This is a genomic window from Leptolyngbya sp. O-77, from assembly GCF_001548395.1.
Lineage (GTDB): Bacteria > Cyanobacteriota > Cyanobacteriia > Elainellales > Elainellaceae > Thermoleptolyngbya.
On sequence record NZ_AP017367.1, the window covers coordinates 4,282,912 to 4,306,741 of the forward strand.

Here is a 23,830-nt window from a genome sequence, read left to right on the forward strand (position 1 = left end):
TAAATTGATTGTCAGCTTGATGAGATTTTGGAGGTACTGGCGATGTTTAACGTTGTTCGTCGTAGCCAGATTGTCGGCTTGGTTGCAATGGACGGTAGTACTGCAACTCGGCTAGGTGGTGTTGACGAAGTTTGGGTAAACGACCGGGGGCGTGTAGTCTATCTTGCCAGTAGTGCTGGTTATACGCCGTTGGAGCAAATTTCTCTGATCGGGCCGGATGCAGTGCTGACCTACTCTGACTTCGTTGTCGAGCCATCTATGAGCCTCTGCCGCTTGTGCGGAATGGGTGTGCGAATTCCGTCTAGAGTCGAAGTATTGGGTTGGATAGAGGATTTTTTATTTGACTGGGAAACAGGGGATATTGCAGCCTATATCTTAGGTGGAGAGATTGCTGCTCCCTTTGGCGGCCGAGCGGTTCTGTTCCCAGAGGATGTAGAGTTCATTGATGCTGATTATGTCGTCATCAAGGAGGATGCAAAAAGTCGCCTACAAGGTGAACTGGAAGGGCTAAAGGGATTTTTGAGCGAAAAATCTCAGCAGGTGAAAAATTTGGTGAAGCATCTGGGCGATCGCCTAAAGTCTTTAGTTTCTGCTGACGATCATCCCGATGTGGTACGGGTTAAAATCCGAGAAGTCCATGATGAGTTTGCTGGCTCAGGGCGACACGACAAGAACGCTCTGCAAGAGGCAGTCAATTTTTTGCAAGACAAATGGGAAGACCTACAAAAGAGCCTGTATCGGGCTAGTGATCGCACCAAGCAGGCGATTGATTCTGCGTGGAAGCAGTTGACGGAAAACTCTGGTGAATAGCGAATAGTACGCGGCCTTTTTGTCTTCCTAAGTGGTGCTACGAACGAAGTTGCTAGAGGCTTTGCAAACACTGGGCTAACAACCACTCGGCTAACAATTAGGTCGCAAGTCCACAACCGAGAATCGATAGGCTAGCAGATTGGTGAAATCCAATCGCTAGTTTTTTCTGGTTCTTTATGGTCTGCTCTGGTCTGCTCTGGCACTATTACTGTAGCGCCATTAAAGAATAACGCCCAGCCCTTCACCAAAAGGACTGGGCATTTGGGCATTTCAGAGGGCACGGAACAGGACGCGATTAGTCAATCGCCTTTTTCACTTCGTCCTTGATGTCCTCGGTGGTGTGGCGAGCCTTGGCTTCGGCCTGCTTGGCGCGACCTTCCACTTTATCCTTGGGATCGCCCGTCACTTCACCGACGGCTTCTTGTACTTTACCCTCGATGTTTTTCGCAGTTGCCTTCACGCGATCTTCGATACTCATAGTTTTCGTACCTCGTTGTGCGATTTAACGTCTTGACCCTGCATCTGACCGCGAATCACAGTGCTGTTTAGCAGGCAATTCATTGGGCGAATCAGTGCATGAATCAATCGAACACTTTCACAATAGGCGCTGCTCCCAAAGCTTCCATCCCTCACAGGGCGGGAGTCTTGAGGCGTAGGGATCTGCCCAGCGCTCTAGTCCGGTAGGGAGAAGGTAGGTTGGAGGGCTGAAGGAATAAGAGGGTGAAGCGGTGGACGGGGGTTGAGGAGATGCTCCCTTCAAAACCGCCTCTCGCGATACAGTTCAGTTTCGTTACAGAAGTACATAATGGTTACAATTGGTTTAGCCCAATGTGATTTGATGTAACTCTTGCGATCGCCCCTTATGACTCAAGCTTCTACTCCGTCGAGAGCGTCTGTGTCGCCGCTGCTGCTGATTGCACCGTTCTTCCTGTGGGGCACGGCGATGGTGGCGATGAAGGGCGTGATTCCTCAAACCACGCCGCTGTTTATGGCGGGGGTGCGGGTGCTGCCTGCGGGGCTGCTGATTTTGCTGGCGGCGGTAGCGATGGGGCGATCGCAGCCGAAGGGTTGGAAGGCCTGGGGCTGGGTTGCGCTGTTTGGACTGGTGGATGCAGCGCTGTTTCAGGGATTTTTGGCAGAAGGACTGGTGCGGACGGGCGCGGGGCTGGGGTCGGTGATGATCGACTCACAGCCGCTGGCGGTAGCGCTGATGGCGCGGTTCCTGTTTGGTGAGCGGGTGGGGGGCTTTGGCTGGCTGGGGCTGCTGTTTGGCGTGGTGGGGATTAGCCTGCTGGGGCTGCCAGAAGGCGTGCTCCAATCGGCGCTGCACGGCAATTTTTCGCCAGAACTGGGCGCTAGCCTGCTGCATGACCTGTTTCAAAACGGGCAGTGGCTCATGCTGATGGCGGCGCTGTCGATGGCAGTGGGCACGGTAATGATGGGCTATGTGTCGCGCCATGCCGACCCGGTGGCGGCGACGGGTTGGCACATGGTGCTGGGTGGCATTCCGCTGTTTGCGCTGTCGGCACTGGGAGAAACGAACCAGTGGCAGCAGTTGGGCTGGACGGACTGGATGGCGATGAGCTATTCCACGATTTTTGGCAGTGCGATCGCCTACGGACTGTTCTTCTACTTCGCGGCCAGCGGCAACCTGACGAGCCTGAGTTCCCTGACGTTTCTCACGCCTGTTTTTGCGCTGCTATTCGGCAACCTGTTTCTGTCCGAAGTGCTGAATCCGGTGCAGTGGGTCGGTGTAGGGCTGACGCTGGTGAGTATTTACCTGATCAACCAGCGTGAGGTGCTGGCGGCGAAGTTTCAGCCCGCAGCGGTGGAAAAGGCCGCGACCTCGCTGGCGGCGGAACTGGAGGCCGAGATTGAAGCTGAGATCGAGGCGGTGAATGAAAAAATTGCAGCGCATCGGCGATCGCGCCTAGAAGGAGCCAGAGATTAGCAGGGCGGCCCCAGTGCTGTTGCTAGTTCTCCCTCAAGCCTGTTGACGCTGACGGGAATTGTTAAGTACGGTGAAGAGGTTCAAGACGCTATGCCTCTGGAGCCGTTCTATCCATGAAACTTTCGCCCAAGCTGAAAAAGTTGCTGGTGGCGCTGCTTTCGCTGGCGATCGCCTATGCGGTCATGGCGTTTGCCTTCAAGCTCATCGGGCTAGAAAATGCCCACCTCTGGGTGGAACGCGCCGGCCCCTCGGCCCCGCTGTTGTTTACTGTCGTTTGTGCGGCGAGCTTGATTGCTGCCCCGCTCAGCGGCAGTTCCATCTTTATCGCAGGCGGAGCGCTGTTTGGCAAAGAAAGCGCCTTTGTGCTGAGCTTTATCGCATCTCTCATTGGATGCAGTGTCAACTACTGGATTTCCCGTCGCTACGGTCGCCGGGTTGCAGTGCGACTGGTGGGCAAAGATGAAGTTGACGAACTGGATGCGTTTGTGGCCCGCCTGAAAGGACATCACAGCGTCCTCTATATGGCGCTGATCATGCTGCTGGGTCAGGATGTCGTGAGCTACGCCATTGGACTCACCAAGATCGACTACTTCCACTTTTTCCTGGCGCTGGTTCCTGCTGCGGCTGTCCTTGTTGGCTTCTATATCTATGTCGGCACAAGCCTTCTGGAAGCCCTGATTGCTTAGCGGCAAGTTAGTTTTGGATTTCGGATGGGCGATTTTGGATTGCCAATCCAAATGTCTAAAAGATTAAAGCCTTTTGATTTGAGGCTGATTCCTGACTCCTAATTTCGGTGGTTATTACTGTAGCGGACGAGCGTTCCGGCCCACTGGAGCTTTTCGCGCAGGGTTTGGTAGTAGGAATAATTTTCTTGCAGGATAATGAACTGGGCGGGGCGTTCTGCCATGCGAATATCGACCCGCTGACCCGGCCAGATGGAAGTGGCCAGCACGCCATCCATCCAAAGTTTTGTCGTCATGTCGGGGTCTGACAAGGGCCAGATGCTGACCACCGACCCCGCAGGCAGCACGATCGAGCGGCTGGACAGGCTGAGTGGGCAAATCGGCGTGACGGCGATCGCATCCATGCCGGGGTGAATAATTGGCCCGTTCGCTGCTAGGGTGTAGCAGGTGGAACCCGTCGGCGTGGCCACGATCAGCCCATCGCCCTGGTACTGATCCACCACCTCGCCGTCGATCTCCATTTCCAAAATCGACGTGACCATGCGATCGGCTGAGGCAGGCTTGACACACATTTCGTTGAGCGCAAAGAAACGATCGCTCATTGGCTCCAGGTTGGTGCGGTTGCCTTCGTAGGTCGTCGCTTGCAGCATCATCCGCCGCTGTACCGCAAAGCGATCGCTCGTCAGCCGCTCCCACACCTGCTGCGAATCGGTCAAAAAATCCAGCGGCTCGGTCAAAAAGCCCAGGTGCCCCCCCACGTTCATCGCCAGGATGGGAATGCCTTCGTCTGCTAGATGCCGTGCTGCACCCAGCGCCGTGCCGTCGCCCCCCAGCACCAGCGCCAGGTCGATCGGCTGCGACACCGACGCGAGAAATACAGGATAGGGATTATCTCGTGGGCCGCTCGGCCCCATCAACACGCGACAGCCCCGCGCCTCCAGTTCCTTCGCACAGCGCTCGGCCCACTTTTGGCTCAGGGGGTTTCCCGATTTGTGAATAATGATGACTTGCTTTAGCTCCACCCGATCGCCATCTCAATCTGCTACCACTTCAGCAGATTAAATTGCTCCATATCCACCGTATCGCGATTTCGGTAAATGGACAGCACGATGGCAAGACCCACGGCCGCCTCCGCAGCGGCGATCGCAATCACAAATACTGTAAACACTTGCCCCTTGACCGCGCTGGGGTCGAGAGAGTTGGAAAACGCCATCAGGTTGAGGTTGACGGAGTTGAGCAGCAGTTCGATCGACATCAGCACGCGGATGGCATTGCGGCTAGTGACCAGGCCATAGATGCCAATGCAAAACAGAGCGGCGGCGAGTAAAAGGAAATACTGAAGCTGCATAGGTCGGAGATCAGGGGTTAGAGGTCAAGAGTCGGGCATGTCCAGTGGAAACGGGGTGAACCTAATCTCTAGAACTGGTTCCAGTGAGTTCACGGGGGCGTTCGGGGAGCGTCAGCGAGGTTCTTGGGCCGTCTTCGGTTGTCGCTTCTTCGGGCAGAAACTCGCGGCGGGCGATCACGATCGCCCCAATCAGCGCCATCAGCAGCAGCACCGATGCCAGTTCAAACGGCAGCAGGAAATCGCTGAAGAAATGCAGCCCGATGGTCACCAGCGCTTCGTCTCCGGCAATCGGCGCGTCCGAAAGTCCCCAGGGCGTTGCCACGATCATCGTCGCCAGCAGCCCAAACAGCCCGGCGCATACTGCACCCGTCGCCGCTTTCCCTAGCCACGCCTTTTGCACAGGCGCAAAATCCTGACGCTTATTCACCAGCATGATGCCAAACAGGATCAGCACGTTCACCGCACCGACGTAAATCAAGATCTGCGCCGCTGCAACAAATCCGGCATTCAGCAGAATGTATAGCCCGGAAATGCTGATAAATACCAGCCCTAGTAAAAAGGCTGAGTACACAATGTTATCCAGCAGCACCACACCCAGCGCCGCCGCCAGCATCATTGCCGCCAGCACAATCAAAGAAACCAGTTGAACGCCATCTGCCAGATTCACAGTCGGTCTCCTGAACGAGAAGAGGAAAGGTCGAGGTTACAGATTAAACAGTCTGCCTAGGAACACCCGTGGAACCATCCACTAGGCTTCGGGTGCAACTTCCGCAGGCTGGGCTTCGTTGAGTATTTCTTCGGGCAGCTTGCCAGCACGGCGCGACCCGGCAGGCAGGTCGTGTGGCTCCATCACGCCCTTGGGCAGGTAGCCCAACTCCCGCAGCGGGGTTACCATTGGGTCTTGCGTCACCTTATAGGGCAGGCGACCGAGGGCCACGTTGTCGTAGTTCAATTCGTGGCGATCGTAGGTCGCAAGCTCGTACTCTTCGGTCATCGACAGGCAGTTGGTGGGGCAATATTCCACGCAGTTGCCGCAGAAGATACACACACCGAAGTCAATGCTGTAATGGTTCAGCTTTTTCTTCTTGGTTTCCTTGTTAAATTCCCAGTCCACCACGGGCAGGTTGATCGGGCATACCCGAACGCAGACTTCGCAGGCGATGCACTTGTCAAACTCGAAGTGGATGCGGCCACGAAAGCGTTCCGAAGGAATCAGTTTCTCATAGGGATATTGCACCGTAATCGGGCGACGGTGCATGTGGTCAAAGGTGACCGACAAGCCTTGACCAATGTACTTGGCTGCCTGAACTGCTTCCTTGGTGTAGTCGGAGACTTGCTTGAGAAATTTCAGCATAGGAAGGAGGGAGAGGGGAGAAGGATGAGGACGGAAGGATGGGGGATGAATGATGGCGATCGCCGATTTCCTGAACCCTAGCCGCCGAAGGCCACGGGGAAGACGAGCTTGAGTCCGGCGGTGAGCAGCAGGTTGACCAAAGACACGGGCAAGAGAAACTTCCAGCCGAGGTCGAGCAGTTGGTCGATGCGGACGCGGGGCACCGTCCAGCGCAGCAAAATCGCCAGGAAGATAAACAGGTAAGCCTTGAACAGCGTCATCACAATGCCGAGACTGGCAGTGATGACTTGGAGCCAGGGCGTAGACTCGCTGACCCCGATCAGATTGGCTAGCCAGCTTACCGATATGGGAGATTCCCAACCGCCCAGGTACAGCACCGAGGCGAGTAGGGCCGACAGCACCAGGTTGGCGTAGGAGCCAGCGTAAAACAGCATGAACTTCACGGCGCTGTATTCTGTCTGGTAGCCTGCGACGATTTCTTCTTCTGCCTCTGGCAGGTCGAAGGGCATCCGCTCACACTCGGCCAGTGCCGCAATCCAGAAGATAACGAAGCCGACGGGCTGCCGCCAGAGGTTCCAGCCCAAAATGCCGTAATCGGACTGCCCCTGCACGATGTCTACGGTGCTGAGGGAGTTGGACATCATGGCGATCGCCAATACCGACAGCGCCAGCGGCAACTCATAGCTAATCGACTGCGCCGCAGCCCGCAACCCGCCAATCAGCGAATACTTATTGTTAGACGCATAGCCCGCCATCAGCAGCCCAATGGGCGCAATGCTCGACAGCGCAATCCACAGAAAGATACCAATACCCAAGTCACTGATCAGCAGGTTTTGACCGAAGGGCACGATCAGGTAGGACAGGAACACTGGGATAAAGACCAGCAGCGGGGCGATCGCAAACAGCCAGGGGTCAGTCTTGGCAGGCAGAATGTCTTCTTTGAACAGCAGCTTTACCACGTCTGCCGCCGGAATCAGCATCCCCAGCGGACCAGCATACTCTGGGCCAATTCGCTGCTGGGCTGCCGCCGACACCTTTCGCTCTAGCCAGGTGGCTACCAGCGCCAGCACCGTCACCGCGCCGACAATCAGCACCATCGGCAGCGGAATCCAGATGGTTTTGGCGACACCCGGCGACAATCCCAAATCCATCAACGCTTGAATAAAGCTGCTTTGCAGGTCAATTCCCGAACTCATACGTCCTGCGACTTCACTAAAGGGCGATTGGTCTTTCAAACAACGGCACTAAGGTAATGATCCTTAACACCTGCGTTTAGTATACGGTACAGGTTCATTTCCAAGCCCCCTCTAGCCCATGACAAGCTATGACAAATTTCTGGTGTGGTGATAGGGAAGCCAAATTATTGCGCCAGATTTTTGAAGTTTTTTCTTAGATTTTTGTTGTCAGGGGCTTCCATCCTGGGGTGCAGTGGTTATGATTGGGAGCTACTAAACAAGCCTCTAAAGACAACCACCAGAAAGCCGAAAAGAAACGCCTATGCAAACCCCTTCTCTGCCCGAAGCCAATCATCCTTTAATTAAGTCCCTTTCGCACTATAGCGATCAGGAGTTGCTGACGCTGCTCCAGCGGCATCCCGATGCGGGGCAATATTTCACTGCGCTCTATTGTCGCTATAGCCCGCTGGTGTACACGCTGATTCGCCATTCTGCGCGATCGCCCGTGCAAGCCGACTATCTCTTCTCCATCACCTGGCGGCACCTGTTTCACGAACTGCTGGGGCTGGATCTCAGCATCCCTGGCGTAACGCTGCAATCCTGGATTATCAACGTCACGGCTCTGTGCATTAATCAGGCAGAACTGCCCCCCGCCGAAGACATTCACTATTCGCTGGAAGCATCGCCGCCGCCGCTGCAATGCTATGTCGAGCGATCGCTCGACCAAGTTTCCCCGTCACAACGGCTGATGATCGTGATGGCGCAGACCTTCCGCTGGAGCGAACCGCGCATTGCCGCCTACCTCCAGGCAGAAGGCGAACACATCACCGCTGCGGGCGTAAAGGCGCAACTGCAAGCTGGGTACGAACGCCTGGAAACCGCCCTGCCAGAGGACATCCGCGCCATTTACCTGGCTGGTGGCAAGCTGGAAGCCCATCTGCCAGCAGGACAACAAGCACAACTTACAACAGAAGCTTGATGCTCAGCGGAGTGCCCAAGTCGAAGCCAGAGCGCCAAAAGACAGCCCAAGCCCGCACAATCCCGATTGAAAAAGGAAAAATTAGGACAAAACAAACACGAATCGTCCGAGAATTTACGGTTTCCTAACACATTCGCCCAAACCCCGTTGATAGATTTGGGAAAGATTGCTATTGGGACTCCGTAAATAATGATCATCCCGATCCTTGGCACCGATACCGATGACCTGCTCATCGGCACACCTGGAAATGACTTGATGGACGGGGGTGCGGGCTTTGATACCCTCGTTGGAGGAACAGGCAACGACACCTACATCATCCGCGACGGCGACATCGTTTTTGAACTGCCGAACGAAGGCACAGACATTGTTTTCGCATACGTCGATTACCGCCTGACGGATTACGTCGAGAACCTGCAAATGATTGCAGGGATACGCGGCGAGGGCAACAGCGAAAATAACCTCATCCAGGGAAATGCACAGGGTAACGAACTCTTTGGATACGAAGGAAACGACGTTATCGAAGGGTTTGGGGGTGACGATAAGCTGTATGGCGGCGGCGGCAACGATCGCCTCTTTGGGGCAGATGGAAACGATCTGCTCGTCGGCGGCCCGGGCTATGACCAGCTTTATGGCGGACGCGGCAACGATACCTATCTAGTCAGTAGCTACCGCTTCAAAATTGTTGAACCCCCTAGAGGCGGCGGCATCGACACGATTGTTATTCCGCTCGATTATGAGCTAAAGTCGCTGCTGTTTGAAAACTTGACGCTCTATGGCAGCGCGCAGTTCGGCACAGGCAACCGGCTGAAAAATCGGATCGAAGGCAACGGACGCGGCAACGTGCTGTCGGGACTGGCAGGCAACGACACGCTGCTGGGCAATGGCGGCAACGATCGCCTGTTTGGAGCCACGGGCAACGACCAACTATCGGGCGGCGACGGCGACGACGAGCTATATGGGCAGCAGGGCAATGATCGGCTGTCGGGCGATCGCGGCAATGACTTACTCTCTGGCGAAGACGGCAGAGACGTGCTGATCGGCTATGGCGGTGTTAGCACCGAGCGCGATCGCCTGTTTGGCGGCACAGGCTCCGATACCTTTGTGCTGGGTACGCGCCGAGAGGGCACATTTTACCTTGGCTCTGGCTTTGCGGTGATTGGCGACTTTTCGCAAGCGCAAGGCGATAAAATCCAGGTGCGGGGCAACCCCGCTAGCTATCGCCTGGACAACAGCCGCAACCTGATCGGCGGCTCCAGCAGAGATACGGCCATCTTCTTGGGCAGTGATTTAATCGCCATCGTGCAAGATAATGCAGGGGTAACGACGAACAGCCTGTTTACTGCACCCCGCCAGAGAAATGTCCGACCTGTCTGATGATTCCTCACCTGCCGAGTTCTTGCCCGATAGCCGCATCGAGGCGCTGATTCCCGCTGCGCCTGAAGGCTTCCGGTCTGGTTTTGTGGGCATTGTGGGCCGCCCCAACGTGGGCAAATCCACCCTGATGAATCAGCTTGTGGGGCAAAAGATCGCCATCACCTCGCCCGTCGCCCAGACCACGCGCAATCGGCTGCGGGGCATCCTCACCACGCCCCACGCGCAAATCATTTTCGTAGATACGCCCGGCATCCACAAGCCGCATCACGAACTGGGTCGCGTGCTAGTGCAGACCGCGCGAATGGCGATTAACTCTGTGGATCTGGTGCTGTTTGTGGTGGATGCATCGGCGGAACTGGGCGGGGGCGATCGCTTTATTGCCGAGTTGCTGGAGCGTGCCGAAGCGCCTGTGCTGCTGGGCATCAACAAAGCAGATCGACAGCCGAGCGATCGCCCCGACATCGACGACAGCTATCGGGCGCTTGCCGAATCTCAAAACTGGGAATTGGCAAAGTTTTCCGCCCTCACAGGCGAGGGACTGGAGGCGCTGCAAGCCCAGCTTATCCAGCGGCTCGACCCCGGCCCCTACTATTACCCGCCGGATCTCGTCACCGACCAGCCCGAACGCTTCATCATGGGTGAGCTGATCCGCGAACAGGTGCTGGCACTGACCCGCGACGAAGTGCCCCATTCTGTGGCGATCGCCATCGACCGCGTAGACGAAGACCCCGACATCACGCGCATCCTCGCCACCATTCACGTCGAGCGCGATTCGCAAAAGGGCATTCTCATCGGCAAAGACGGCAGCATGATCCGGGCGATCGGCACTGCCGCCCGCGAACAAATCCAAAAACTCATTCTGGGTAAGGTGTATTTGGAACTCTTCGTCAAAGTGCAGCCCAAGTGGCGACAGTCGCGCAGTCGCTTGTCGGAGTTGGGGTATCGGGTGGAGGAGTGAGGGGGAAAAAAGAAGAACGAAGAGGGAAGAGGGAAGAGGGAAAAAGAAGAACAAAGAGGGGCTTTTTATTCTGTTGGGTTTGTGCGCCAGCTATGGAGCAGGGTTTTGTGGGCGATCGCGTAGATGCCGGGGGATTCGCTTTCTCTGGGGCCGGCGATGTTTAGGGTGGCGTTTTGGGGCAGGGTTTGCAGCCATGCGCGGAGTGAGGCGAGGGCGATCGCTTCGTTCAGGTTGATGATTTGCAAAGGCTTTCCTAGGTAGGTGGCGATCGCCTGCGTCAGTTGGGTTCCGGCGGAGCGTTGCCCGTCTTCGCCACGCACCAAAATCAGCGTTGCAGTGCTGTCTCGCACGTTCCATTCGGTGCGCTGGGCGGGGTCGGGGCTGGGTGTTTCCCGCAGGTGGGGATAGTGGGCCCGCAGTCCCGGGGCTGTGGGAAAGTCTTCTGCCCAGCCGCCCTGGGGACACCAGCCGCCGTAGGCTAACCCGTGGGCGATCGCCCCCATCTAGGGGCCGCCCGATCCACCCCCGTCTGCCCGCCGGAGATAATCTTGAGGTTTTGCAAAATTTGCACGACTCGCGCAAAGTTCAACTAAAGTTTAACTATAGTACAGAAGCATCTAGTACAGAAGCATCAGATCAAACGATTGTAGCCGCTGTAAACAGGTTAGGAGCAGGTTGGGCAATGGCGATTATTTCCTCAAAACAGCCCCCTCTGGAGCCTGAGGATTCTGAATCGGGTCGGGATGGGCTGCCTTTGGTAGGGCGATCGCCCAAATCACCTGCTGCGGACGAAAAGCTGCTCACGCCCGATCGCCAGCCAGAAGACACAGGCAAGCCAGAGGAGCGGATTCGCCCCCAGCGATTGGCAGAATACATCGGGCAAAAAGATTTGAAGGAAGTGCTGGCGATCGCCATTCAGGCCGCCAAGGCGCGAAACGAGTCGCTAGATCACCTGTTGCTCTATGGGCCGCCAGGGCTGGGCAAAACCACGATGTCGCTGATTTTGGCGGCAGAAATGGGCGTAGACTGCAAAATTACCACTGCCCCCGCGCTAGAGCGGCCGCGAGACATCGTGGGGCTATTGATAAACCTGAAGCCAGGGGACATTCTGTTTATCGACGAAATTCACCGCTTGCCCCGCGTCACCGAGGAAATCCTGTATCCGGCGATGGAAGATGCCCGCATCGACATCACCATCGGCAAGGGACAGAGCGCCCGCACCCGCAGCCTGCCGTTGCAAAAATTTACGCTGGTCGGCGCGACGACGCGAGTGGGGGCGCTGACCTCACCGCTGCGCGATCGCTTTGGGCTGGTGCAGCGCCTGCGGTTTTACGAAGTGGACGAGCTTCAGCAGATTGTTCTGCGGGCAGCGGAAATTCTCAACACGCCGATTACGCCCGATGGCGCAGCGGAAATTGCGCGGCGATCGCGCGGCACACCCCGCATTGCCAATCGCCTGCTCCGTCGCGTGCGCGATTTTGTCGAGGTGAAGGCGGGCGGCGCGGCCGTGCATGGGGCGATCGCCGCCGAAGCGCTGGAACTCTTCAACGTAGACCCTTGCGGACTGGACTGGACCGATCGCCGGATGCTGACGGTGATCATCGAAAATTATGGCGGCGGCCCCGTCGGACTCGAAACACTGGCCGCCGCCACAGGCGAAGATGCCCAGACGATCGAAGAAGTTTACGAACCCTACCTGATGCAGATCGGCTACCTCAACCGCACCCCCCGCGGCCGCGTTGCCACTCCCGCCGCCTGGCGACACCTGGGCTACACGCCGCCCGAAAGCCAGCTTTCGCTCTTGCAAAGCCCACCCTCGCTTCTCTAGCAGTGCTTTTCAGCAGGCTGCTAAGGCAAGAAAGCGCGAGACAGGCTCTTGCTGAACTCAGTCAGCTTCTCTGGGGTCCATTCATCGTTGCGGCTGTTCAGTTCCGAGGAGTCTAGACCCGCTCCAAAGGCATTGCCAAGGTTCTGACTAAACTGCACAAACCGTTGGGTTGTCCAAGACGAGCCGTTTAGCTTTCTCATCGTCTCAGCCCTCCTGAGTGATTCACTCGATTCACTAATCTATAGATCCAGTGTAATGAATGGTATTGAGAGATACAAAAAAGGAGGCTCATCTTAACCATGAGTAGATTGAATGTAAACAGCGGCTTCTGAAAACTGAAATGCGGCTAAATGTTTTAGTGTGCCCCCAAAACTGGTAAATTACCGGAGTATCGGCAAGCGGAATTTGAGCAATGAGAGTTTTAGTCATTGGTGGCGATGGATATTGTGGGTGGGCAACAGCGCTCCACCTCTCGAATCGGGGACATGAGGTGGCCATTCTGGACAGCCTCATTCGGCGGCATTGGGACAACGAGCTTTGCATTAACACCCTCACCCCGATCGCGCCCATCCAAACCCGACTGAAGCGCTGGAAAGACTTGACGGGCAAAAACATCGATCTTTTCGTAGGCGACCTGTGCAACTACGAATTTCTAAAGAACGCGATGCTCCAGTTTCAGCCCGACTCGATCGTTCACTTTGGCGAACAGCGCTCGGCTCCCTTCTCAATGATCGACCGAGAACACGCCGTATTGACCCAGGTGAACAACGTCGTGGGCACGCTGAACCTGCTCTATGTGATGCGGGAGCATTTCCCTAACGCGCACCTCGTCAAGCTGGGCACGATGGGCGAATATGGCACGCCCAACATCGACATCGAAGAAGGCTACATCACCATCGAACACAACGGCCGCAAAGACACGCTGCCCTATCCCAAGCAGCCCGGCTCCTTCTATCACCTCAGCAAAGTGCATGACTCGCACAACATCCACTTTGCCTGCCGGATCTGGGGACTACGCGCCACCGACCTAAACCAAGGCATCGTTTATGGCGTGCTGACCGAAGAAACGGGCATGGATGAACTGCTGATTAACCGCCTCGACTATGACGGCGTATTTGGCACCGCGCTCAACCGCTTCTGCATCCAGGCGGCGATCGGCCATCCGCTGACGGTCTATGGCAAGGGCGGCCAGACTCGCGGACTGCTCGACATCCGCGACACGGTGCGCTGCATTGAAATCGCCTGCAACAACCCGGCCGAACCTGGCGAGTTCCGCGTGTTCAACCAGTTCACCGAGCTATTTAGCGTCGGCGATCTGGCCAACATGGTGCAAAAAGCTGGCGAAGCGCTGGGGTTGAAAGTTCAGGTAGACCACCTGGAAAACCCCCGCGTTGAAAAGGAAGAACACTACTTCAACGCCAAAAACACCAAGCTGCTGGATTTGGGACTGCAACCGCACTACCTGTCTGACTCGCTGCTTGACTCGCTGCTGAACTTCGCCATGAAGTATAAGCACCGCGTCGATGAGAAGGAGATCCTGCCAAAGGTGAAGTGGAAAGGATAGGTTTGAGGATCAGGAGTCAGGTGTTAGCTATTCAGTAACCTCTGATTCCTGGCTTCTGAAACCTCCTCAAGTCAGTACTTTCCATTGCTCTCTACGTCCCCCATCCTATGCGTATTGCCCTCTTTACCGAAACGTTTTTGCCCAAAGTTGATGGCATCGTGACGCGCCTGAGCCATACGGTGGATCATCTCCAGCGGATGGGCGATCAGGTGCTGGTGTTTTCGCCGGAGGGCGGACTGAGCGAGTATAAGGGGGCGCGAATTACGGTATTCCGGGTTTTCCGCTGCCGCTATATCCGGAGCTAAAGCTGGCGTTGCCCCCGCCCCTCCATTCGGCGGGAGCTGGAGCTATTCAAGCCGGATCTGATCCATATTGTGAATCCGGCGGTGCTGGGCGTGGGCGGGCTGTATTACGCCAAATCTCTGGGAATTCCGCTGGTAGCGTCTTATCATACGCACTTGCCGAAGTATCTGGAGCATTATGGGCTGGGGATGCTGGAGGGCGTGCTGTGGGAACTGCTGAAGCTGATGCACAATCAGGCGGTGATTAATCTGGTGACCTCGACGGCGATGCAGGAGGCGCTGGAGAGCCACGGTGTAGAGCGGGTTCACGTTTGGCAAAAGGGCGTGGATGTGGAGCTGTTTGACCCGGCGCTGGCTAGTGCAGAAATGCGATCGCACCTTACTCAATGCAATCCCGACTCGCCGCTGCTGCTGTACGTGGGTCGGCTTTCGGCCGAGAAGGAAATTGATCGAATTAAGCCCGTTCTAGAAGCAATTCCGAATGCGCGGCTGGCGCTGGTGGGCGACGGGCCCTATCGCGCCGAGTTGGAAAAAATCTTTGAGGGCACGCCGACTTTCTTTGCGGGCTATATGACGGGCAAAACGCTGGGAGCTGCATTTGCCTCTGCGGATGCGTTTATTTTCCCGTCGCGGACGGAGACGCTGGGCCTGGTGCTGCTGGAGGCGATGGCGGCGGGCTGCCCGGTGATTGCGGCGAATGCGGGCGGCATTCCCGATATCGTGACTGATGGTGTGAACGGCTATCTGTTTGATCCGGCGGATGACAGAGGGGCGATCGCCGCTACAGAACGCCTGCTCAGCAACGCCGCCGAACGTGCCCATCTCCGCCAAAACGCTCGCCAGGAAGCAGAGCGCTGGGGCTGGGCCGCCGCCACCCGGCAACTCCAGGGCTTTTACCAAAATATTTTGACGCAATCGATGCTGACGGCTGCTTAATGCTCCAGGAACAGGGTTTGAATTCTCACTCTCCTGAGATACCCTGAGGAGTAATCATTCGAGCAATCTGAACTACTCTATTGCGATCGCCCCTCGTGTCTTGCCCTGTGCCCCTGCTGTTTGCCCAACTGGTTGCCCAATCGCCCACCCCGTCGGACTCCGCTCCAGCCTCAGCGCTGCCCCCGTTTGGGCCGCCCACCCCTGAGCAAGCCACTGCCTTCTTGGGGACGCTGATCCTGACGGCTGGGCTTGCGGTTGCCCTTTATGCGCTGCTGTTTGTGGTGCTGAGGTCGGTCTTTCGCCGCACCGACTTTGAGCTGGGCATCGCCATTTTGAACCTGGCGCGGATTCCGGCACTGCTGATTCTGATCTTCGGCAGCTTGCGGCTGGCGCTGAATTTTTTGGCACCTAGCATAGCGCTGCTGTGGCTGGGGCGATTGTGTGCTGCGCTGCTCGTGGCGGCTATCACGTTTTTGATCGGGCAGTTGTTTACTCAAGCGGCGGTCTATTACCTGAAAAGCTTCGCCGAAAAGACCGAAGCCGCCTGGGATGATGTCTTGATTCCGATTTTGGAAACCATCATTCCGCCCCTGATTTATGTGTTTGGTGCGTTCTTCTTTCTGCAAAGTTTGGGAATTGATTTAACCGGGCTTTGGGTTGCCTTTGGTGGCATTACGTTTGTCCTTGGCTTTGCATTAAAAGACATTTTGGCAAACTTTTTTAGCGGGTTGGTGCTGCTGATTGACACGTCCTTTCAGTTTGGTGATATGGTGCGGCTGTCTGATGGTTCCACTGCGGTAATCAAGAAAGTGGGGCTGCGAGTGACCCATCTGTATGTGATTGATAATTACTGCGAAATTTATATCCCTAATGCGGAGCTAGAAAAGCGAGATATTGTTAACCTGAGTCGCCCTACGCCGCACTATGCCTATTCACTAGATGTGGCTGTGCGCGTTGATGCTGACCCTGTTGCTACGACCAAGATTCTGGCAGAAATTGTCAACGGGCATCCAGATATTTTGGGCGATATGGAAGAGAAGCTGCGCTGCTTGGATTCGTTTGTAGGGCTAAAGCAGGCAGAAGATGGCGAAATTTCTAAAGTGGACGCAGGGCGACTGAGGCTGCTGGCTTACAAGAAATTGAACGACCAGCTTCAGCTTGTGGAATCCAGGCTGGAAGCGTTGATTGCCAATATTAGACTGCTGGAAAAAGGCGGGCTGCGGAAAGAAGAGTTGCGAAATTTGGCAGGCGATTTTCAAGCAATTCTTAGCCTGTTTGGGCTGCGGCTGGCGGGCGATCGCGATGATAAAAAAGGGCGATCGCGCCTCAAGGAAGAACCAGAGACTGTTCTTGCCAATGCCACAATTGGTCTGATTAGAGAACTATATCAGGCCTGGCTCAAAGACCCCGATCTGACTCCTGAAGATGAGCAAATCTTGCCCCAAGAATGGGAACAAAAAATCGAAGTTTTGAAGCTAAAACTGGGACGACTCCATCAGAAACTAATGTCGTCTAGTCGAGATGAAACTCGATTAGATGACTACACCTACAGCTTTCTAAGCTGGCTGCGAGAAAACTTTAAGGAATCGCAGACTATTTGGAAAGAACCCCAGGTTCGTATGACCGACATTCAGGGCAATGCGATGCAGTTTACCATCCGATTTTACGTAGATAATATCAAGCTAGAACACTGGTTTCGCGGCAATCGGGTGACGAATGAAGTGCGACGAGAAATCGTACGGCGATTGCGTCAGGCCTATATTTTGCACCTGCTGTAAGGCAACATCTACAGTCTGGATTGACCCAGCGAACCGGAGTTTGCAGGCTGGTGCTGAATTGGCAGGCGAATCGTGAAACAGGTGAGGGCATTAGCGCTTTCTACCTGGATTGAGCCTTGGAGACATTCCACCAGCCGCTTCACCAGTGCCAGCCCCAGCCCTGTGCCACCGCGATTCCAGCGATCGACTCTGGCCACACGATAGAACTTTTCAAACAGGCGAGGCAGTTCTTCGGCGGGCAAATCGATTCCTGAATTACTCACCTGGACGTTCAGCATTCCATCCAAAATGTGGGCCGTCAGCGTGATTTGTTCATTCGGCGGTGTGTACTTACAGGCGTTGTGCAACAGTTCCATCACAATGCGCTTGAACCCGTTCAGATCAGTGGTGATGGACGGCAGGTTTTGTGGTAGATTGACTTTCAAATGTTGGCGCTGTTCCTGAATGCGCGCCTCGAAGGGTTCAATGATCGACGGCAGCCAATAGTTGAGATCGACGTTTTCCAGTTCGATGGATTGCACGCCTGCTTCTAGGCGCTGCAAGTCGAGTAAATCGTTAATCAGGTTTAGTTCCTGTGTGCATTCCTCTTCCAGGATTTGGAGATAGCGTGTCAGGCGTTCGTCGTGAATTTGGTGTTGTTCTAGCAGCACTTCGACCATTTGGATCGCCATTTTGATATTGGTCATGGGCGATCGCAGTTCGTGAGACACGGTGCTAAGAAAGTCGTCTTTGATTTGATGTAGCTTTTCGAGTTCAGTTACCTGGGCTTGGGCGGTTTGGTACAGGTTGGATTGACGCAGGGCGATCGCCGTTTGCAGGCTGATCTGTTGCAGCAGACGCAGTTCCCAGGCTCGCCAGTCGCGGGGGCCCGTGTTTTGATAAATCGCCAGCAGCCCCCAAAGCCGCTCGTCTAGAAAAATGGGGGCGATCGCATAGGCCCGCACCTGAAATTGCTCCAGAATTTCAACGTGGCAGTCGGTATGTCCGGCCTGATAGATATCACTAATGGCGAAAGTTTCACCATTGCGGTAGCGCCCACCTTCGGTTTCTTGCAGGTAGGTATCTTCCCAAACCGTCTGCACGCCTTCCGCCACCAGAGGTATCCATTCCTCTCCCACCGACTCGGCGACAAATCGACCGCTCCAGTTGGGTTCAAACTGGTAAACCGTCACCCGATCGACCTGGAGCGTCTGCCGCGTTTCGCTCAGCACGGTCGCCAGGATTTCGTCCAGGTCGAGTGATTGATGAATATTTTGAATAATTAGCCGCAGCAGACGCTCTTGCTCGGCTTGCTGTTGCAATGCTTGGGTGCGCTCTTGCACGCGCTGTTCTAGCTCCTGATTGAGCTGTTGCAGGGCAGCTTCGGCCCGCTGCCGCTCTGCCAGTTCTAGCTGGGTCTGGCGATAGAGGTCGGCCTGCTGGATGGCGATCGCCACCTGATCGGCAAGATGCTTCAAAAGCTGAATCTCGTCCGGTTTCCAGTGTCTAGGGTTGGCGCAGTGATGCGCGATCAGCAGACCCCAAAGATAGCCTGGCTGGAGAATCGGCACAATCAAGCTGGCTCGCACCTGAAACTGGCGCAAAAACTCAGCATGGCAAGGCTGGATCGTCCTGTCGTCTATATCGGCGATCGCCCAAGTCCGGCCCTGAAAATAGCGCTCAATATAGTTTTCATAAAAGCAGGGGTCGTGGATATCCTGCCCCAGCAGCGCTTGCCAGCCGGGGGCGACCGACTCTTGCACCACATGGCCCTGTTTGTCAGAATCTATCCGAAACAGAACCACGCGATCGGTTTGTAGCAGTTGGCGAACCTCGGTGACAGTTGCAGACAAAATTTCGTCCAAATCGAGCGATCGCCGAATCCGCTCCGCCACCGTCCGCATCAACTGCTCGCGCTCGGCCGTCTGCCGCAGTTGCAGTTCTGCCTGCCGCCGCTCCGCCCGAATCTGCGCCTCTCGCACCTCGCGTCGCACAGCCTCCGGCAGCCGGGTCAGGTTCTCTTTCATGAGATAGTCGTGCGCCCCGGCTTTCATCATGGCCACGGCCGCCATCTCGCCAATCGTGCCCGACACCACGATAAACGGCAAATCCATCCCGCTTTGCTGAAGAATACTCAGCGCTGCGGGTGCGTCAAACCCTGGCAACCGATAGTCTGAAATGACTACATCCCAGGGGCGCGATGCCAGCGCCGCCCGAAACTGGTCGGCTGTCTGCACGCGCTCCCATTCCACACTAAAGCCGTCTTGCCGCAGCGCCCGCAGCACTAGCAGCGCATCGTCTTCAGAATCTTCGACCATCAGCACAATCAGTGGCTCACTCATGCCAGCGAACTCCCAGGCAAACTTTCTGGGGGTGGCTCATTAATGAGCGCCCAATATAAACCCAACTGGCGTACGGCTTCGGTAAACTGCTCAAACTCAACGGGCTTTCGCACGTAGCTATTGGCTCCCAAACTGTAGCTTTCAATAATGTCGCGATCTTCGCTAGAAGAGGTCAAGATTACGACGGGCTGGAGGCGAGTGCGCTCGTTAGCCCGAATGCGGCGCAGCACTTGTAAACCATCAATTTTGGGCAGCTTTAAATCAAGCAGCACCACGCACGGCAATAGTTCCAGTCCAAACAGCAGGTTCAAGGCTTCTTCCCCATTCCGAGCAATCAAGATTTCATTGGCTAGGTTGCCCCGGCGCAGCGCTCGGAGCGTCAGGCGTTCGTCATCCGGATTGTCTTCGACAAGGAGGATAGGGCGCAGGGAACTCATAGATCAGATCTTGCCTCAAGTCTTGCCTCAATCACGGGAGTGGGAAACGTGAAATAAAAGGTGGCTCCTTGCTCAACTGCGGCCTCTGCCCAGACCTGACCACCGTGGCGATGGATAATGCGCTGGACAGTCGCCAGCCCAATGCCCGTGCCAGGAAATTCAGTCATATTGTGAAGACGCTGAAACACGCCAAACAGCATGGATGAGTAAGCCATATCAAAGCCGGCCCCATCGTCTCGAACAAAGTAGACCGTCTGTTCGGGCTGCTGGAGGATGCCAAACTCGATGCGGGCGGTGCTGTGGTGGCTGGTAAATTTCCAGGCATTTTGCAGCAGGTTGCTGAGGACGACGCGCATCAGGCTGGGGTCGGCCCAGACCACAACATCGGGAGCAATAATGCACTCGACCTGGCGATCGCGCTCGGAGTCCTGTAGCTCTTGCAGTAGCTCTTGGGCGATCGCACTCAGGTTGACCGAGACATGGCGCATCTCGGCGCGAGACACCCGCGACAGGCTGAGCAGGTCGTCGATCAGCAGCCCCATGCGCTGCACGTTGTGCCGAATCCGGTTGAAATAATCCCGACCTTCTTCGTCAAACTGGTCGCCATAATCTTCTAATAGCGCCTTGCTAAAGCCATCGATGGCGCGGAGGGGCGATCGCAGATCATGCGACACCGAATAGGCAAAGGCTTCTAGCTCTCGGTTGGAGGCTTCAAGCTGGGCCGATTTCTGCAACAGCTTGGCTTCGACCCGCTTGCGTTCGGTAATGTCGTAGTTGATGCCCGTCACGCGGAGGGGATTGCCCTGAGCGTCCCGCTGCACCACCGCATTAGCCTTGATCCAGCGCAGTTGTCCATCGGTGCGCCAGATGCGAAACTCCACGTCATAGTCGCCCTCACCGCGAACGGCCGCTTGCAGCGCGGCTTCGGTAGGGGCTAGATCATCGAGATACACACAGTCGCGCCAATCTTGATAGGTTGCAGCCTGACCAGACTCCCACATCTGTTGTAGCCCATAGATTTCATACATCCGCTGATCCCAAATAGCCTCACGAACCGTGTCCCAATCCCAGGTGCCGATTTCCCCAGCCTTAAGGGCCAGCGTCAGGCGATCGGTGAGCAGGCGGCGCTGTTCTTCGGCTCGCTTTCGCTCGGTGATGTCGAGGACAACGCCCGTCAGCTTGATCAAGTCTCCTGTCGCGTTCAGCATGGCCTCACCCTTGGCCTGTACATGCCCAATAGAGCCATCCCCGCGACAGATGCGAAATTCGACATCATAGGGCTGATGGGTCGCGATCAGCGTCTGTACAATCTGGGCGTGAAACTCGCGATCGCCCGGATGAATAAACTGCTGGAGGTCTGCAAGATCCTTCGGCGTTCCCAGGGCCGGATCGCGTCGAAAAATATGAAACACCTGATCCGACCAGGTGATTTGTTCCGTTTGAACGTCAAACTCCCAACTGCCGATGTTGCCAATGCGCTGCGCTTCCCGCAGGTGAGCCTCACTGGTTTGTAGCTGGGCTTCGATAGCCTTGAGTGGCGTAATGTCTACATGGCAGCCCACCATCCGCAGCAACTCGCCCGACTCGCTCCACTCAATGCCCTGCCCCGCGCAGATGACCCAGACGATTGACCCGTTTTTGTGGCGATAGCGGACTTCGTTGTAACATGGTTCTGCACCGCGACTCTGCACATGACGCACCAGGCAGTCCTTTACCTTTTGCAAGTCTTCTGGCAAGATATGCCGTTCCCAGTTGTCGAGCGTGTTGGGGATTTCGTCGTTTCCATAGCCCAGTATTCGCTTCAGCCCAGGACTCCAGTAGTTCGTGTTCTCGCGGGGGTTGTAATCCCAATAGCCCGCCAGCACTGAGTCGAGGACGGTTTCCAATAGCTTCAGTTCTTGCTGGAGTCGCTCGGCTTGCAGGCGTGCTTCTTCTGCTCGCTTGCGCTCGGTGATATCTCGCCCAATGCCGATGCTGCGACCGTCTGGCAGGGGAATTTGGACCCAGGATATGTCTAATAAACGACCGTCGCGGGTTTGGAGTCTAAACTCTTGCCAGGTAGAGTCGGCGGCTGTAATGTGGCGAATCACCCGGTCATAGTCTGCGGGATCAGGGTAGCACTCTCGCAGTACGTCGCGGGTCAGGTATTCTGCTTGGGGCCAGCCGATGGTCTTTTCGATCGTCCGGTTGACTAGCAAAATGTCACCTGTTGCTGAATGAACACTGACCATGACCGGGAGGTGGTCGAGGGTAATTTGCAAAAGCTCTGTTTGGGCCCGTAGCTCGGCTTCAGCGATTTTGCGATCGCTAATGTCGGTGATAAATCCTTCCAGCCATTGCAAGTTTCCGGCTTCGTCGTAGATGCCCTGTCCCCGCTGCCAGATCCATCGTTCCTCGCCGGTTTTAGTCCGAATGCGATATTCGCATTCGTAGGGTGTGCGATCGCCCACAGCTTTTTGCACCAGCGTCCAGATTCGCTCAGCATCATCAGGATGAATGCCCTGCCCACAGGAGATCGAGCGCTCGACCAAATACTCGTCTTGGCGATAGCCTGTCACCATTTCTACGCCTGCACTAATGAAAATGGGCGTAAATGCGGGGTTATTCTGAACGCGATAGACATACCCCGGCAGATTGCCAATCAGCGTCGAAAGCTGCTGTTCGCTGGCGGCGAGGGCATTCTCGGCCTGCTTGCGCTCGGTAATATCGAGGTTGATGCCAATTAAGCGAGTTGGCTGCCCCACGTCATCCCGCTGCACCAGGAAGTAAGATTCGACGTAGCACATGGAGCCGTCGGGCCGCACCATGCGAAATTCTATGCCGCCGCTGTTTACAGCAGGGTCTTCCAAAGCCAGCAAAGACTGAGACTGGCAGTGGGGCAAATCGTCGGGATAGACGAGCGCTTCCCATTCTGAGAAGGGTCTGGCGTGGTTGGACGGTGGAACGCCATAAATCTCACAAACGCGATCGTCCCAGACGAACTGATTACTGGTTGCGTCCCATTCCCACACGCCCAGTTTGGCCGATTGCAACGCGAGGCTGAGCCGATCGGACAGGTTGCGGAGCTGCTGCTCGGTTTGTTTGCGTTCGGTGATGTCTCTGGAGATGCAAAGGACGGAGGCGATCTTCGCCCCCGGTTCTCCCACCCGCGACTCGGCCCATTCTGGCGCAATGACCATTTCAAAGGTGCGGATTCCTTCTAGCGTTGGAGTCGAGAACTCGATAATCTGCTTTTCTCCGGTTGTCAACAGGCGGTTTACGGCGGCTTCCCAAGTGTTCACCATTGTTTCATCCAGCCCTAGCTCGCGGCAGCTTTTGCCTAGAAACACCTCAGCGGAAAGGCCTGTGAGGCGGGTTAAAGAGGGGCTGACGTAGAGATGCCGCAGGTTCAGGTCAAATCGTTCGATGATATCGGGGGAGTTCTCAACCAGGTTTTGGAATTGCTGGCGTGATTCTTCAAGTAATTGGGTGCGATCGCGCACCAGGTCTTCCAGGTTGGTCTTGGCGAGTTCTAGCTCGGCGGCGCTGGGTAGGGCGATCGCCTTTGGCAGGATCGGAACCAGTGTGGCAGCGGTGGTGAGAGACACAATCGCCGTGGCGGACTTGACCCCGCCCGAAATCCAATAGTCGGGATGCCACAGCGTCCAAATCTCCATGACATGCGTCAGCCCGCAAAGCACGATAAACGCGCTAAAAAGCTGAAACATCCAGGGATAGGGCAAATCTCGCCGCTGCTGCACAAAGTAGACCAGCGCCACCGGAATGGAAAAGTAGGCCAGCGCCGTTAGCCCATCGGACAATCCGTGGAGCCAGACGAGTCTGGTGTCCCACAGGTAGCAATGTCCGTGGGGCACAAACCCCACAACGGGTGGTGGAACATTAAGAAAACTGGCGAGATCGCGAAGGCTTGCAAACATCTTTAATGTCTCATCCACTTGCTCTCATTTTTACCTTTCCCCCACAGTTCCGGATGTATTTCCATCGGCGATCGTCTGAAAGAACATCCGCCAATATGCGGAAAGCCCCCGTGAT

At 55.8% G+C, this 23,830-nt stretch carries 23 protein-coding genes; 11 read left to right on the plus strand and 12 right to left on the minus strand.

What is annotated here, in order from left to right:
• Window positions 1-42 precede the first annotated feature (42 nt).
• Window positions 43-810 carry a photosystem reaction center subunit H gene (locus O77CONTIG1_RS18140; protein ID WP_068513436.1) on the plus strand — a complete coding sequence of 256 codons (768 nt, stop codon included), beginning with the start codon at window positions 43-45 and terminating at the stop codon, window positions 808-810.
• A 295-nt stretch (window positions 811-1,105) separates the two neighbouring features.
• Here the strand turns inward: O77CONTIG1_RS18140 and O77CONTIG1_RS18145 are convergent, their stop codons facing one another.
• On the minus strand, window positions 1,106-1,288 hold the full coding sequence (locus O77CONTIG1_RS18145) for a CsbD family protein (protein ID WP_068513441.1): 183 nt from the start codon (window positions 1,286-1,288) through the stop codon (window positions 1,106-1,108).
• Between the two features lie 384 nt (window positions 1,289-1,672).
• Here O77CONTIG1_RS18145 and O77CONTIG1_RS18150 point away from each other — a divergent pair, with 384 nt between their 5' ends.
• Both O77CONTIG1_RS18150 and O77CONTIG1_RS18155 read left to right on the plus strand, forming a co-directional pair.
• Window positions 1,673-2,761, plus strand: coding sequence for a DMT family transporter (locus O77CONTIG1_RS18150; RefSeq protein ID WP_068513445.1), 1,089 nt, complete (start codon window positions 1,673-1,675; stop codon window positions 2,759-2,761).
• A gap of 113 nt (window positions 2,762-2,874) precedes the next feature.
• The gene (locus O77CONTIG1_RS18155; RefSeq protein ID WP_068513448.1) at window positions 2,875-3,447 is read left to right on the plus strand and encodes a TVP38/TMEM64 family protein; all 573 of its coding nucleotides are present in this window, start codon (window positions 2,875-2,877) and stop codon (window positions 3,445-3,447) included.
• A gap of 98 nt (window positions 3,448-3,545) precedes the next feature.
• On the opposite strand, the gene O77CONTIG1_RS18160 is transcribed toward O77CONTIG1_RS18155, so the two are convergent.
• The 5 genes from O77CONTIG1_RS18160 to nuoH all read right to left on the minus strand — a co-directional run bounded on the left by O77CONTIG1_RS18160 (window position 3,546) and on the right by nuoH (window position 7,342).
• The gene (locus tag O77CONTIG1_RS18160; RefSeq protein ID WP_068513451.1) at window positions 3,546-4,466 is read right to left on the minus strand and encodes an NAD(+) kinase; all 921 of its coding nucleotides are present in this window, start codon (window positions 4,464-4,466) and stop codon (window positions 3,546-3,548) included.
• 20 nt (window positions 4,467-4,486) lie between these two features.
• Window positions 4,487-4,792: an NADH-quinone oxidoreductase subunit NuoK gene (gene nuoK / locus O77CONTIG1_RS18165; RefSeq protein WP_068513455.1), complete on the minus strand. Its 306-nt coding sequence runs from the start codon at window positions 4,790-4,792 to the stop codon at window positions 4,487-4,489.
• 61 nt (window positions 4,793-4,853) lie between these two features.
• Window positions 4,854-5,459: an NADH-quinone oxidoreductase subunit J gene (locus O77CONTIG1_RS18170; protein WP_068513458.1), complete on the minus strand. Its 606-nt coding sequence runs from the start codon at window positions 5,457-5,459 to the stop codon at window positions 4,854-4,856.
• A gap of 81 nt (window positions 5,460-5,540) precedes the next feature.
• On the minus strand, window positions 5,541-6,143 hold the full coding sequence (ndhI, locus tag O77CONTIG1_RS18175) for an NAD(P)H-quinone oxidoreductase subunit I (protein WP_286132718.1): 603 nt from the start codon (window positions 6,141-6,143) through the stop codon (window positions 5,541-5,543).
• Window positions 6,144-6,223: 80 nt separating this feature from the next.
• Complete coding sequence (gene nuoH, locus O77CONTIG1_RS18180) at window positions 6,224-7,342, minus strand: NADH-quinone oxidoreductase subunit NuoH (protein WP_068513463.1); 1,119 nt, start codon at window positions 7,340-7,342, stop codon at window positions 6,224-6,226.
• 301 nt (window positions 7,343-7,643) lie between these two features.
• On the opposite strand from nuoH, the gene O77CONTIG1_RS18185 reads away from it, so the two are divergent.
• The 3 genes from O77CONTIG1_RS18185 to era all read left to right on the plus strand — a co-directional run bounded on the left by O77CONTIG1_RS18185 (window position 7,644) and on the right by era (window position 10,632).
• Window positions 7,644-8,300: an RNA polymerase sigma factor gene (locus tag O77CONTIG1_RS18185; RefSeq protein WP_068513467.1), complete on the plus strand. Its 657-nt coding sequence runs from the start codon at window positions 7,644-7,646 to the stop codon at window positions 8,298-8,300.
• 189 nt (window positions 8,301-8,489) lie between these two features.
• The gene (locus tag O77CONTIG1_RS27175; RefSeq protein ID WP_068513470.1) at window positions 8,490-9,674 is read left to right on the plus strand and encodes a calcium-binding protein; all 1,185 of its coding nucleotides are present in this window, start codon (window positions 8,490-8,492) and stop codon (window positions 9,672-9,674) included.
• Window positions 9,658-10,632, plus strand: coding sequence for a GTPase Era (era, locus tag O77CONTIG1_RS18195; protein WP_068513473.1), 975 nt, complete (start codon window positions 9,658-9,660; stop codon window positions 10,630-10,632). Before O77CONTIG1_RS27175 ends, era begins: the two co-directional genes overlap by 17 nt.
• A gap of 65 nt (window positions 10,633-10,697) precedes the next feature.
• Here the strand turns inward: era and O77CONTIG1_RS18200 are convergent, their stop codons facing one another.
• Together O77CONTIG1_RS18200 and O77CONTIG1_RS26365 are read right to left on the minus strand one after the other, a co-directional pair.
• Entirely contained in the window at window positions 10,698-11,135 is a 438-nt protein-coding gene (locus tag O77CONTIG1_RS18200; protein WP_068513476.1) for a YpsA SLOG family protein, read from the minus strand.
• A complete protein-coding gene (locus O77CONTIG1_RS26365; RefSeq protein ID WP_225894616.1) occupies window positions 11,111-11,221 on the minus strand; it encodes a putative molybdenum carrier protein in 111 nt (36 codons plus the stop codon). Before O77CONTIG1_RS26365 ends, O77CONTIG1_RS18200 begins: the two co-directional genes overlap by 25 nt.
• A gap of 93 nt (window positions 11,222-11,314) precedes the next feature.
• Between O77CONTIG1_RS26365 and ruvB the strand changes: the two genes are divergently transcribed.
• Window positions 11,315-12,460: a Holliday junction branch migration DNA helicase RuvB gene (gene ruvB / locus O77CONTIG1_RS18205; protein ID WP_068513479.1), complete on the plus strand. Its 1,146-nt coding sequence runs from the start codon at window positions 11,315-11,317 to the stop codon at window positions 12,458-12,460.
• Between the two features lie 20 nt (window positions 12,461-12,480).
• On the opposite strand, the gene O77CONTIG1_RS24850 is transcribed toward ruvB, so the two are convergent.
• Window positions 12,481-12,660: a hypothetical protein gene (locus tag O77CONTIG1_RS24850; RefSeq protein WP_156435445.1), complete on the minus strand. Its 180-nt coding sequence runs from the start codon at window positions 12,658-12,660 to the stop codon at window positions 12,481-12,483.
• Between the two features lie 212 nt (window positions 12,661-12,872).
• Here O77CONTIG1_RS24850 and O77CONTIG1_RS18210 point away from each other — a divergent pair, with 212 nt between their 5' ends.
• From O77CONTIG1_RS18210 to O77CONTIG1_RS18220, 4 genes are all read left to right on the plus strand, one after another.
• On the plus strand, window positions 12,873-14,024 hold the full coding sequence (locus O77CONTIG1_RS18210) for an NAD-dependent epimerase/dehydratase family protein (RefSeq protein ID WP_068513482.1): 1,152 nt from the start codon (window positions 12,873-12,875) through the stop codon (window positions 14,022-14,024).
• Window positions 14,025-14,131: 107 nt separating this feature from the next.
• On the plus strand, window positions 14,132-14,329 hold the full coding sequence (locus O77CONTIG1_RS28140; RefSeq protein WP_317134139.1) for a hypothetical protein: 198 nt from the start codon (window positions 14,132-14,134) through the stop codon (window positions 14,327-14,329).
• 69 nt (window positions 14,330-14,398) lie between these two features.
• Window positions 14,399-15,262: a glycosyltransferase gene (locus O77CONTIG1_RS18215; protein ID WP_317134140.1), complete on the plus strand. Its 864-nt coding sequence runs from the start codon at window positions 14,399-14,401 to the stop codon at window positions 15,260-15,262.
• Window positions 15,263-15,357: 95 nt separating this feature from the next.
• The gene (locus tag O77CONTIG1_RS18220; RefSeq protein WP_197673232.1) at window positions 15,358-17,040 is read left to right on the plus strand and encodes a mechanosensitive ion channel family protein; all 1,683 of its coding nucleotides are present in this window, start codon (window positions 15,358-15,360) and stop codon (window positions 17,038-17,040) included.
• Between the two features lie 8 nt (window positions 17,041-17,048).
• On the opposite strand, the gene O77CONTIG1_RS18225 is transcribed toward O77CONTIG1_RS18220, so the two are convergent.
• Genes O77CONTIG1_RS18225 through O77CONTIG1_RS18235 form a run of 3 tightly spaced genes read right to left on the minus strand, consistent with a single transcriptional unit; the run spans window position 17,049 to window position 23,715 of the window.
• On the minus strand, window positions 17,049-19,361 hold the full coding sequence (locus tag O77CONTIG1_RS18225; RefSeq protein ID WP_068513485.1) for a GAF domain-containing protein: 2,313 nt from the start codon (window positions 19,359-19,361) through the stop codon (window positions 17,049-17,051).
• Window positions 19,358-19,798 carry a response regulator gene (locus O77CONTIG1_RS18230; RefSeq protein ID WP_068513488.1) on the minus strand — a complete coding sequence of 147 codons (441 nt, stop codon included), beginning with the start codon at window positions 19,796-19,798 and terminating at the stop codon, window positions 19,358-19,360. The genes O77CONTIG1_RS18225 and O77CONTIG1_RS18230 overlap by 4 nt, the downstream gene beginning before the upstream one ends.
• The gene (locus O77CONTIG1_RS18235; protein WP_084782819.1) at window positions 19,795-23,715 is read right to left on the minus strand and encodes a PAS domain-containing protein; all 3,921 of its coding nucleotides are present in this window, start codon (window positions 23,713-23,715) and stop codon (window positions 19,795-19,797) included. The genes O77CONTIG1_RS18230 and O77CONTIG1_RS18235 overlap by 4 nt, the downstream gene beginning before the upstream one ends.
• Window positions 23,716-23,830: the final 115 nt, after the last annotated feature.